The organism is Elusimicrobium sp. An273, assembly GCF_002159705.1.
Classification (GTDB): Bacteria; Elusimicrobiota; Elusimicrobia; order Elusimicrobiales; family Elusimicrobiaceae; genus Avelusimicrobium; species Avelusimicrobium gallicola.
Window position 1 is genome coordinate 22,738 of record NZ_NFJD01000002.1, and the last position, 12,683, is coordinate 35,420.

6 protein-coding genes are annotated in these 12,683 nt (G+C 51.7%); 2 read left to right on the top strand and 4 right to left on the bottom strand.

What is annotated here, in order from left to right; translation table 11 throughout:
* Window positions 1-57: 57 nt before the first annotated feature.
* Both B5F75_RS02820 and B5F75_RS02825 read right to left on the bottom strand, forming a co-directional pair.
* Window positions 58-1,443 (bottom strand): MFS transporter, encoded by a 1,386-nt coding sequence (locus tag B5F75_RS02820; protein WP_087287654.1) that lies wholly within the window; start codon window positions 1,441-1,443, stop codon window positions 58-60.
* Window positions 1,424-2,863 carry an MFS transporter gene (locus tag B5F75_RS02825; RefSeq protein WP_158093757.1) on the bottom strand — a complete coding sequence of 480 codons (1,440 nt, stop codon included), beginning with the start codon at window positions 2,861-2,863 and terminating at the stop codon, window positions 1,424-1,426. Before B5F75_RS02825 ends, B5F75_RS02820 begins: the two co-directional genes overlap by 20 nt.
* A 342-nt stretch (window positions 2,864-3,205) precedes the next feature.
* On the opposite strand from B5F75_RS02825, the gene B5F75_RS02830 reads away from it, so the two are divergent.
* Together B5F75_RS02830 and B5F75_RS02835 are read left to right on the top strand one after the other, a co-directional pair.
* Window positions 3,206-7,573 carry an MFS transporter gene (locus B5F75_RS02830; protein WP_087287660.1) on the top strand — a complete coding sequence of 1,456 codons (4,368 nt, stop codon included), beginning with the start codon at window positions 3,206-3,208 and terminating at the stop codon, window positions 7,571-7,573.
* A gap of 198 nt (window positions 7,574-7,771) precedes the next feature.
* Complete coding sequence (locus B5F75_RS02835) at window positions 7,772-9,133, top strand: MFS transporter (protein ID WP_087287664.1); 1,362 nt, start codon at window positions 7,772-7,774, stop codon at window positions 9,131-9,133.
* A 355-nt stretch (window positions 9,134-9,488) separates the two neighbouring features.
* Here B5F75_RS02835 and B5F75_RS02840 read toward each other — a convergent pair whose 3' ends face one another.
* Window positions 9,489-11,078 carry a bifunctional metallophosphatase/5'-nucleotidase gene (locus B5F75_RS02840; protein ID WP_087287667.1) on the bottom strand — a complete coding sequence of 530 codons (1,590 nt, stop codon included), beginning with the start codon at window positions 11,076-11,078 and terminating at the stop codon, window positions 9,489-9,491.
* An 85-nt stretch (window positions 11,079-11,163) separates the two neighbouring features.
* A complete protein-coding gene (gene pyk / locus B5F75_RS02845) occupies window positions 11,164-12,585 on the bottom strand; it encodes a pyruvate kinase (RefSeq protein WP_087287670.1) in 1,422 nt (473 codons plus the stop codon).
* Window positions 12,586-12,683: the final 98 nt, after the last annotated feature.

Genomic DNA, 12,683 nt, shown 5'->3' on the forward strand with positions numbered 1-12,683 from the left:
TGATTTGCAAAAACCCCGCCGTTTGGCGGGGTTTTTTTATGCACAAATTTTGCCGCTTTAATCCCGCTTGGCCGATAGAATTCCCCCCGCCAGCGCCACCGCCGCGCCAAACCACATGGCGGCCTGATAGCCGTGCAAAAAGGCGGCGTCGGGGGCCGCTCCCCGGCTGATAAAAAGATTTTGCACCGCCGCATATACCGCCACGGAAAGGGCAATGCCCATAATCATTCCGGCGTTTCTGGCCAGCGCATTTACGCTGGAGACGATGCCCAACTTGTTTTTGGGCGCCGCGCTGATGACGGTATTGTTGTTAGGCACCTGGAAAGTGCCCGAGCCGCAGCCTGCAATCAGCTGTGCCAGCGCAATGTAGAAGAAGGACGTTTCCCCGTCCATAAACGAGAACATCAGGGTGCCTGCAATCACCAGCCCCAGCCCAATGGTCGTAATCAGGCGGGCCGGATATTTTTCGGACAGCAGCCCGCTGATCGGCGACGAAAGCGCCAGCGCCACCGGGAACGGCAAAATCAGCAGGCCCGTTTGCACCGGATCCAAATGTAAAATATCGGCGGCGTAGAACGGGAATAAGACGGAATTGGTAAAAACCGCCATAAACCCCAGTACCGCCACCGCATATCCGTAGGAAATGGCGCGCACTTTAAAAATGGACAGTCCGATAAAGGGCGTTTTGGAAACTCTTTCGCGGTAATAAAATAGCCCAAAGAACACGGCCGCCGTTGCAAACGCGCCTAAGATAATGGGCGCATTCCAATGTTTGGACGGGCCGTCGTTTAGCGCATACAAGAAGGAAAAACAAGAAATTAAAAAGAATACCGCCCCCCACATATCCATACGCATTTTGCTCTTGGGGTTAAAGCGCGGAATGATTTGCAGGCCGCGCCAAATGCCAATGGCGCAGACGGGCAAATTGACCCAAAACACGCTGGGCCAGCCAAAGTGTTGGATTAAAAAACCGCCTACGGCAGGCCCCGCCAAAGAGCCCAACGCCACCACGGCCCCGATGCCGCCGAGCGCGCGCCCGCGGTCTTTGCCGGAGAAGGCTTTTGCGATAATGGCCTGCGAGTTGGCCATCATGGCCGACGATCCCAGCCCCTGTACCGCGCGGGCGAAAATCATCATCGGCAGGCTGCCCGCCAGCGAGCATAAAATACTGCCGACGCCAAACACAAAAAAACCGCCCAAATATAATTTTTTGCGGCTGTAGAGATCGGAAAGTTTGCCGAATATCGGCAGAAAACACGTTACCGCCAAGAGATAAATCGTAACGATAAACTGGATGTTTTCAATGTTGGCGTTAAACTGATTGGCAATAGACGGCAGCGCCACGTTGACGACGCCCCCGTCCAGCGTGCCCATAAAGGTGCCCGTTGCCGTAACGGTAAAAATCAGCCACTTGCGCGGCAGGTTAAGCAGTTGTTGACTCATAAAAACCCGTAGGCTGTTTTTTGCGTTTCTTGCGTTTTTCGCGCGCGGCCGAGAAGTACGCCGCCGCCAGCGCCATCACAATGCAAAACACCATAGACGCCTGATACGCATTCATAAAAGCGTCCTGTCCCGCCAGGCCGGCTGCCAAGTAATGGCGTTTGACCGAGGAAAAAATCAAGACCGACAGCGCAATCCCCATCACCGCCCCCATATTGCGCGCCAGCGCGCTGATGCTGACCACCATGCCCAGCCGGTCGCTTGGCGCCCCGCCGATAATCGTGTTATTATTGGGGGCCTGGAAGGTGCCCGAGCCGGTGCCCATCATCAATTGGGCCACAATAATGTACGCGATGGACGGGTGCGTGCCAATGCCTACAAACATAGAGGCCCCGATAATGATAAACCCGAATCCCACCGTCGTGATTAAACGCGCCGAATACCGCTCCGACAGCCAGCCCGACACGGGCGAAGCAATGGCCAGCGCCACGGGGAAGGGCATCATCAGCAGGCTCATTTGCAGCGGAGAGCGGTGCAGAATGTCGGACATATAAAAAGGAAACAAAATAGAGTTGCAGTTAAGCGCAATAAACCCCAAAAGCGAAACAATGCACCCGTAGGAAATGGCCTGTATTTTAAAGAGGGAAAGGCCGATAAACGGGTTTTTGGAGGTACGTTCACGCATATAAAAAATGCCAAAAAACAGGACGGACATCACAAACGAACCGATGATCAGAAAAGACGTCCAGTGTTGGCTTTCGCCCTCGTCTAAGGCATACAAAAAACAGAAACAGAACAAAATAAAGCAAATGGCGCCCAAGACGTCCATTTTTACCTTTGCGTTGGACTTAAAAAGCGGGATAATTTGTATGCCGCGCCAAATGCCCAGCGCGCTGATGGGCACATTAATCCAAAACACCGACTGCCAGCCCCAATGCTGAATTAAAAATCCCCCCACGGCAGGCCCCGCCAAAAAACCCACCGCCACCATGGCGCCTATGCCGCCTAAGGCGCGGCCGCGGTCTTTTCCGCGAAACGCTTTGGCGATAATGGCCTGGCAGTTGGAAATCATCGCGCTGGCGCCAAGGCCTTGCACAATGCGGGAGAAAATCATCCAACTTAAACTTTTGGAAAATGCCGCCAGCAAAGAACCCACGCCAAAAAGGAGAAAACCCGTCAGATACAGGTATTTGCGGCTGTACATATCGGAAAGTTTGCCGAATACCGGCAGGAAGCAGGTGGTCGTCAGCAGGTAGATGCTTACGACCCATTGAATGCGCTCCAGCCCGGCGTTTAAATCGTGCGCCATGACGGGCAGTGCAATGTTGACGATTCCTCCGTCCAGGGTAGACATAAATACCCCGATAGCCGTTACGGAAAAAATCAGCCATTTATAGGCAATGTGCGGTGCTTGTATTTTCATATATGTTGATACGTTAAATCGTCTTGAATATCCAAATGTTTCCATGCAACATTAAAATATCCATACTTTATTATTTTATTTTATTTAGACCCCCCTTACAAACAAAGGGAACGGATCATACAGGAGATTTTTGGACTTTTAAAAAAGACTTTTTGTCAGTTGCTTTTTTTATGTTACAATAGAAAAGGAAACCTCTGTTTACCGACGTTTCAAAACCGAAAAAGAAGGGTCAAAAAGTCCTAAGAAAAAAATGGGCCTTTTGGCCCTTGTTGCTAAATTGATTTTGTGTTAGCATTAGGTTATAAGCAGAACCAAAAACTATACTTTCTGGAGACAACTTATATGAATAAACTGATAGCGTTAGTGCTTAGCATTTCGCTTATCTTCGGAAGTATTACTCCCTCCCTAGCTCAGTCCAACAAACTGATGAAAGGCGCGCAAAAAGCCTTGCAGCAGTCTGGCAAAGAGATTGCGGGAGCCGGAGCACAACTTCCCAAAACGCTTGAACAAGCAGCAGGCGTTTCTGCCGCCCAAACAGTCAAAAAGGCTTTATCTGCCAGTGCCGCTGTTGAGGGCGTTTCTGCGGCGGTTACCAATTCGGCGGCTAAGCCGAATGCTTCTGTTTCCGTAAATACGGCGCCTAAAGTCCCCGATTTTGGCGGCCGCTTGGAACATGAAATTCTGGCGCAGACCAAAGCGCACCAAACCGCGCCGAAAACGCTGAAAGAAATCCAAGCCATTTTGGCCCGCACGGATTTCTCGGCCCAAGACGCGCAGAGCGTATATAACCAAATTTTTAACGTAGACTCCCGCTCCGCCTCGGTTAAGGAGTTTTTGTTATTAAACACGCTGCCCTCTGTGGCAGTAGAACGCGGTTTCGCGTTGAGCGAACAGCATGCGGCGTTAGCGGTAGATTTTTACCGCCGCACGTTGCTTTCCAATCTGCAGGAAGGCCCTGCCTTTGCGGATTCTGTTTCGTTGGAAGAGCTTGTCTCCCTCTCTCCTAAAAATCCGGAATTTGCAAAATTGGATAAATGGTCCAGATCCATGGCGGCCGTAACGGACTTAGGTTTTTACGGCTCGGCCAAGGATGCGGCTTTATTGCTGAACGTTTATGCCAAAACCCCGGCGGCCTTAAAACCCGTTACGGAAGTAATCGTAGGCCGCGCGTTGTTGAATTTACAAGCTTATAAAGAACTTGAAGAAATGGCGGCCATGGCTGCCGAAAACGGACAGCTCTCCAGCGAATTCTGGAAAGGGCTGCAGTCCTATTCCAACCAACAAGGGTTGAGTCTGTCGCTTCCGTCCGTGGCGGCTAAATTGGATGCCAACACTTCCTCCCAGCTCAAACGCATTTTGAAACCGTGGAGCGAACTGAACGTCCGCCATTTGGATTTTTCCGCCAAAGCGACCGAAGACTGGGTGGCTTTGAATGCGGGTAAAGGCAAAGTTATTGCGGCCCCGGTGCAGAAAGAAGGTCTTGCCAAAGAAGCCGCAACGGATGATGTGTTTACCCCTTCGTTGGATTTAAACTTGGCCGGTTTACAGGCGATGAACGACCTGTCCGTCGGCGCCTCTCCGGTTCCGACTTCCGCGGGTGAAACGATCATTCCGTCTGTTCCGGGCGATCCCTCCACGGGCGAAGGCCCCGGCGGCATCATTGCCCGCGTAAACAGCCGCTACGCCAATGTTTCTTATACCAAACCCGTTTCCCAAGCCTTGCAATACGGGTTGGAAAAAGCGGAACGCAAATATATCCAAGAATACGGCAAAACCCCGGTTTTGGAAGATAAAGCCTTCCAGAAACTCTGGGTGGAATCGGTTAAGCCGGAATTGGAAAAATTGGCGGCTTCCAACAGAAAATTGACGGCTAAAGTGCAAAATGACGTCATTGCCACTTTGGAAGCCAGCTTTGATCCGGAACACGTGATTGCTCCGATCGAAAAAGTTTCCGTCTTTAAGAAAATTTCCCAATACTTCCATAACAGAGCCGACCGTGCGGCCGCGGCGAGAGCCAATCGTGCCGCGCAGGAAGCCAGCATCACCGGGTTGGAAGTGTCGTATCCGGCCAGCTTGGAAAGCGCTCCCGGCACTTTTATCCCGCAGGATTATGAAGTAAAATTCGTATTTGATTCGGAAGCGACGAAAAGAGCTTTCTTGAATGTCGGCAAATTGGATTCGGAAACGTTTGTCATTGATTCCAACGGTTCCCTGTTGCTGCGTGCTCCGTCCGGCGCCGTAAGAGGCTTGATGGGCGTGCAGATTGAAGGCGGCAATGCCGCTACCAAACAGGTATTCCGTGCCTTGTCTTCGCATCGCTTGGCGCCGCGCTTTGAAGCGGAAATCGCCAAAGGCGAAGATGCCGTGATGGATCTGCTGACGGAAGTGCGCGTACCGCTGCGCACCATTCTGCCCGGCAGCCTGTTGGAAGCAAACCCTGAATTAAAGCAGTTCTTAGTAGCAAAAGATTTAGAATCGGCCCAAGCGGCTTTTAGAAACACCGGCAAAGTGATGGAATCTGCCAACGCGGTTTCTGCGGTCTTGAAGGATTTGGCTGCCAAAAACCCGGCTACGGATCAGATTGAATTCCACCTTTTTACCGATAAAGCCGGTGATTGGGCGTTGAAATTGACGGCTTTCTCGGAAGGGCTGAGCTCTTTCGGTCAAGCCATCTCGGCTGCGACGAAGGTGTTTGGTAACATTTCTTCGTTCCTGACGAACTTGCCTTCTTCCGCCGGTCAGTTCGGGCCTGCTTTGGCTCCGTTCATCAGCGGCTTGCAGAGCAAATTTGGTTTGAAACACACCGCCTATATGGGGCAGGCTTTGTCGGCCGTCGGGTTGGGCATCTCGGCTGGCAGCTTGGCCATGGGCGCTATGGGCATGTTGCCTGCTATGGCCGCGTTCATCGGTATGGTAGGCGGTATTTTGGTCAACGGTATTGCCGGCAACGGTATTATCAAACAGACCAACAGCCCGATTGCTAAAGCCATTGCCAACGATCCGGTCAGCGCTTCTTCTACGGTGGCGGATTTGAACTCGTGGGCTTCCGCGGGCGGTATTTACTGCTACTTATTCCTGCCGATCGTAGGCGCGGTAACCACGGCGTTGTTTGGTACCGGCGTGGGTCTGGGCACCTTGGCTGCTATGTTTGGTGTAGCGGCGGTGGCGCCGGTGGTGTCTTCGCTCTTGATGAAAGCTTCGAAGATTACCAATATCAGAGAAACCCTCAAAGAAAAGAATAAAGACGGCTCCACGAAAACCTTCCTGCAAGGGGTGGGTGCCAACTTGAAGTATGCCTTTACGGGTACGCAAAAGCAGGAATTGGAACAGTTAATTAACAAAAAAGCCGCCAAAAAAGGCGTCGCGCCGGAAACGATTAAACCGACGGCGTGGATGAAAGCTAAATCTTATTTGAACCAGTACCTGGTGCAGATGGCCGGCCGCGTAGGTTTGTATCACTTCGGCGGTATGGTGTTCAACTCCGGCCCGGGCACGGTGCTGAAAGAAGTATTCGCCAAACCGGAACAAGCGATGTTGGCCTCTTTCTTGGCCGTGTACTTAACCGTATTCGCCGGCCGCAAATTGGGCGCCAAAGCCATGGGAAGAGGATTGATTACCGATAAGGCGTTGATCGGGCTCTCCAGCTTGATTGCCGTGGGTGCAGGTGCGCTGTCTATCATCCCCGGATTGGATATCTACACGCGCAGCGGTTTGTGGGCTTTGGCCGGTTTGGGTTTTGCCAACTTGGCCAACCAGGAACAAGCCATGGCATTGAACCGCCCGGAAAACGCGGACAAGAAAGCCGCCGTATCCATGATCTACGTATTGGCCCGCTTGACCGGTATGGGAACGATTATCTACGGTATGCTGTCCGATAGCATTGCCGCCTTGCCGGGCATGACGGTTGCCCAGGGTGCCATCTACGGGTTGGCGCTGCCGGTTGCGGCGACGTTGCTGGCCACGCTGTGGAACAAGAGCCTGATTACCAAAGACTTGAAAGATCAGTTCAGAATTTGGATGACCAAGAAGCCGAAACTTTTAAGCTATCCGATTCTGCGCTCGGAAGTGGAATCTGCCCTCACCAAAAATCCGAACTTGGGTACCTCGCTGGTAATGGATGACGCGTCCCAAGAAGTGATTAAAAACTTGGGCGACGGCTTGATGAGCCGCTACCGGGTAGACTTGAGAACGCTGGAACAGACGATGATCTCCGTCAACGATAAAGCGGCGTTAGACTTGCACCGCTTGGATATGGCCCGCAAACTCTACAGCCGCCTGCCGGAAAACACCAGACTGGCTACGGGCAATCCGTTGACGTACGAACAGTTCCGCGCCGAAGTAGAACCCTTGTACAACAGCATTGTAAAGGCTCGTGCGACGGGTGCTTCGGAAGAAAGCGTCAACAAGCTGATCAATGATTCGTTAACGGGCATTATGGCCAAATATCCGGTCGGCCGTGCAGATGTCCGCGTGATTGAAACCCGCTTGATGGAAAAGACCCGCTTAGACCGCGTGCGCATTGCCACGATGAAATACATCTATGGCAAACAGCTGACCAAAGAAGCGGAAACCGAAATTGCCGCGCAGCTGAAAAAAGTACCGGCTGATACGGACAAGCAGGAAGTAATCGATCACGTGTTGGAAAAATACCAAGCCATGGCGAAAGCCAGAGGAGTAGATTTTATTCTCCCCTCCAATGCGGTATTATAAATCCAACAGGCAGTAACTTTAAACCCCGGTCTTAAGGCCGGGGTTTTTAGTTAAAAGACAGAAGAAAAAACGCGCTGAAAACGTCGTTTGAAAACGATTCAAAAAAAGGTGTAATTTTCTTCTGAAAAGCAACCGGAAATGTGTTATAATAAAGTGGTAAGGATGTTCGTATTACTAATCATATAATAGGAGACTTGAATGCTACGGAAGTTTATTGATTGGTTTAAACCGCTGCCCGATGCCGCGGAAAAAATTACCGATCCTCAAGAAATTACAAAGCAGTATAAGCGCTGGAGACTTCGCTTATTTATCAGTGCCTATATCGGTTACGCCATGTACTACGTAACCCGCCAAAACTTGAACCCGATTGCCCACGTATTTAAAGCGGAAACGGGTATTACCAACGACCAATTCGGTTTGATGGTATCCATTTCGCTGATTGCGTACGGCATTGGCAAATTCGTAAGCGGTATGTTGGCTGACAAAAGCAACATCCGCGTTTTTTTGGCTTTTGGTTTGATGGCCTCTTCCGTCATTAACCTGTTCTTTGGTTATTTGACTTCTTTCTTCCTGTTGGTTCTGTTCTGGACGTTAAACCAGGCCTTCCAGTCTATGGGATTTCCTCCGATTTCGCGTATTTTCGCGTATTGGTTCTCTCCTAAAGAAAGAGCGAGCAAATGGACTTTGTGGGCTTCCGCCCATACGGTGGGTATTTCCATTGCGGCTATTATCGCTGCGGCCATTCTGAAACTGATGGATGTAACGCCTCTTATTCACTGGCAGTATGTGTTTGTGCTGTCCGGTATTTTGGGGTTGATTACTTCTTTCTACATTCTGCGCAGCGTAACCGATACGCCGGCGAGCGTCGGCTTGCCGCCTGTGGAAGAATACACCGGCTGCCAGCAGTTGGTAACCAAAGAAGCCAACGAAGGCGAAAGCTATTGGACGCTCCTTCGCAAATATGTACTTACGAACAAATACATCTGGATTTTGTCCGTAGCGTTCCTGTGCGTGTATTTCGTACGTTATGTAACGTTGTCGTGGGCGGCTATCTTCTTGGATACCCGCGAACTTTCCAAAGCCAGCATTCCGCTGATCTTCACGCTGAACCCCTTGGTGGGTGCTTTGGGTGGTATTACGGCCGGTATCTTGACGTCTAAGGTATTCGGCGGCCGCTGCACGCCTTCCAACGTGATTTACTTTGTGTTGTTGGCTATTTCCGCTTACGGGTTCTACCTGTTTGCGGGCCCGGATCATCTGTTCCTGACGGGTTTCTTCATCGCCGCGCTCGGTTTCTTCGTGGACGGCCCGCAGAACCTGATCAACGTGCAGATTTCCTTGCTGACCACCAAAGAATCCGTGGCCGCAGCGTGCGGTTTCTGCGGATTGTTCGGCTACGTGGGCGGCTTCTTAGCCGGCAGCGGTGCTTCCTTCATTTTGGAACACTGGGGCTGGGCGGGTGTGTTTAACGCCTGCATCGTTTCCTGCGTCATCGGCGTGTTGTTGGTCATGACGGCTTGGAAAAAAGAAAACCGCGATATTAGCGCAGCCGCTAAATAACGCTAGAAAATCCTTTACAAAACCCCGCGCTAAACGCGGGGTTTTTTATGTGTAAAAAAGCAGATAGGACGGCGTTTTGCAGGAAAAAAGAATCTGCCGAAAATCGCCTGCCTCTTAGAAGTGCAAGAAAAAAGAACGACGAATCCGGCTAAACAAATCCTGCCGGGTTGGAACAACACAGGGGCGGGCCCCGGGGCCGGCTGGAGCGCGGCGCGCCGATACGGCTGAAGGGGCAAAAGGAAGCTAAACGCCTGTAGGAATATCGGGGTTGCTCTTTGCTCCCGTTTTAAGGAGAAAGGAAAGGCCGGGCTTTTAAAACAGCCCGGCCTTTGCGTAAAACAGCGCCAAATTCGATTTATTTTACTTGTTTGATGCGCAGGTCTTGCGGCGCTTTAAACTGCTTTTCGGCAGGTGTTTGGCCCGGCAGCTGTTCTACAATGTCAAACAGCAATTCGCCGCTTGTTTTTTTGTAGATTTTTTTCTGCGGGTTTTTGGTAATTTTGAAAGGAGCTCCTTCAAAATACCCGTCCGGAATATGCCCAATCGCGGCGGCGCGGTATGTTTTCCGGCCGGACATTTTTTTGCCGTTAAGCAACAGTTTCGTTACCTTGACGGGATGTTTCTTGTTGCCGGGTTTGCATTTGTATTCAATGTAGACATTGTCCGAATAGGCAAACATAGAGTAATTTTTCCCGTCCGGATTGCATTTTAAGCTGTCCTCAACGGCCTGCTTAAATTTTTTGCCGGTAATGTTGAAGGTGGACACGTATTCCGTATACGGCAGCAGTTCGGCCAGGTCGCGCCCCGTCAGGTTGCCGGGGTTTAAATCGCGGCGGATGCCCGGCAGCTGGAACAAGGCAAAATCCACTTTTTCCTGGGGTTCCAGCCATTTTTTCATATAATCGGCCAGCATTTTGGCCACATCCGGTGCGGCGTCCGGCCCTTGCGGGTATTTGTAAAGAGTGACCGGAACCGAGGCAAAAACGCGCGTAAGCGATTTGTCCTCTATCTGATCCAGCTTTTCTTTAACGGCTTTATTTTCCCCCCATTTTGCGGGATTTAAAGCGATATAAGAAGACGTAACGCCGGTTAATTGGCCGGTTTCATCGTCAAAATCCAATTCTACGCGGCTGACTCCTTCCAGCATCGATCCGCTTTCCACAAACAGCGGGCCGTTGTCGCCCATTTTATGCTGGGCGTGCTGCAGGTGGGCATGGCCGCCTAAAAATACGTCAATCGTGTCGGCGGCGGACGGCGCGGCCGTGAGGACGTCCATTAATTGGGAAGGTTTGCGCGGGTCGGCAATGGAGTCGTGGGCCAGCAGCAGTACGGCGTCGGGCTGTGCGGCTTGGAGTTCTTGGAGCAGTTTTTCCCAGTCGGCGGCGGAAAGTTTTTTAAGCTCCATACCGCTCATGCCGGGGCCGTCCATGGAAAAACCGATGACGGCTACTTTTTTGCCGTTCCAATTGAAAATTTTATAGGGCTGAATCTGTTTGCCGGGAATTTGCAAACCTTCTACATTGACGGAAAGCACGTCCCCGTTAAATCCCCCCAGCATTTGGCCCAGCGTTTCGGCGCCAAAGTCGCTGTCGTGGTTGCCGATGGTCAGCGCGGCGTAGCCTTGGCCCGATAGGTTTTTAGGGGTTTTGCCGGCGGCATTCATCAGTTCAACGGAGTAGCGGCCGTCGGAGGCGTTGGCTTCTTTATTGCCGCTTGAAAAATCGCCGGAGTCCAGTATCACAAAAGGTTCTTTTTCTTGCAGCAGGACGTTTTCTAAAACGGCAAACCCGCCGTGAGGCTGCCCGGATTTATCGGCGCGGGAGAAATAGTAGCCGTGTATATCGCTGGTATGATAGACGGCCAGTTTTTCCGCGCAGAGCGGCTGGCAAAAGCACACTGCGGCCAGCGGCAGCGCCCAAAGGAACATCATTTTGCGTAAGCGCATAGCACCCTCCTGTTATAAGCTTTTGTACAGTGTAGCAAAAAAAATCCCCTGCCGGGGCAGGGGATTTGTAAACAGTTTACGCAAGTTAGATGTTCATTACGTAAAGCATATTGGTGGTTCCGGCTTTTCCGAACGGAATACCGGCGGTTACCACTACGTTGTCGCCTTCTTTGGCGAGTTTTTGCGCCAAAACGGCTTTTTTGGTTTCGGCGGTCATATCGTCAAAGTTTTTCAGGTTTTCAATCACAATCGGCGTAACGCCCCACACAACCGCCAACTGGCGGGCCGTGGTGATGTTAGGCGTCAGGGCCAAGATCGGCAGCCCGCCGGCGCGCTGTTGAGAAGCACGCAGGGTGGTGGAGCCGGAGTCCGTGAACGTTACGATTACGTTGGCCGTATCCATATTGGTGGCTACCAAGCTGGCGGCCGAGGTGATGGCGCCTTCTTTGGTGGAATCGTTTTTGCGTTCCAAGGTGGAAAGCCCTTTGCGGTAGCGGTGATCTTTTTCAACCGTTTCAATGATGCGGCGCATAGTGGCTACGGCTTCGTAGGGGTGGTCGCCCTGGGCAGTTTCGGCCGAGAGCATGACCGCGTCCACACCGTCGTAAACGGCGGTGGCCACGTCGGAAGCTTCGGCGCGGGTGGGCATGACGTTGTGAATCATGGATTCCAACATCTGCGTAGCTACGATGACCGGTTTGCCCGCTTTGCGGCAGCCGGAAACGATTTTCTTCTGCAAGACCGGCACCAATTCGGGGCTGGTTTCCACGCCCAGGTCGCCGCGGGCAACCATGATGACGTCGGTCAAGTCAATGATTTCGCGCAGGTGTTCAATGGCGGAGGGTTTTTCAATCTTGGCGATGATGTGGGCTTTGGATTTCATCAAGCTGCGCAGCTCAATGATGTCTTCCGGTTCCTGTACGAAGGACAGACCGATAAAATCGGCGCCCAGCATTTCGGCAATTTTCAAATCTTCTTTGTCTTTGGCGGTCAGCGCGGAGAGCGGCAGTTTTACGCCGGGCACGTTGACGCCTTTTTTGTTGGACAGTTCGCCGCCGGCGATGACGGTGCAGTCGGCCGTATCGGCGGTGTGGGCGTCCACGCGCAGGCGGACGACGCCGTCGTTAAGCAAGAGCTCCAAGCCGTCTTTCATCGCGGCAAAAATTTCTTTGTGCGGCAGGCAGACGCGGGTCTGGTCGCCCGGTTCCGGGTTCATATCCAAGCGGAATTTGTCGCCTTCTTTCAAGGTAATGCGGTAATCTTTAAAGGTGCCGATGCGAAGCTTCGGGCCTTGCAAGTCAAATAAAATACCCAGGGTGCAGTTGTATTTCTTTTCCATTTTGCGGATGTTGGTTACTCTTTCCTGGTATTCCGGCAAAGAGCCGTGGCTGCAGTTGCAGCGGAACACGGATACCCCGGCTAAAACTAATTGTTCAATTGCTTTTTCATTGCTGGTGTCGGGCCCAATGGTCGCGACGATTTTGCAAAAGTCTGTATTCTTAGGCATAATGTATTTATTCTTCCTCAATCATCACATCTAAAGTAAGGGGCCAAACAGCTTCCCCTTCTGACATATATTTTATTATTTTTAGAGAGCGTTGTCAT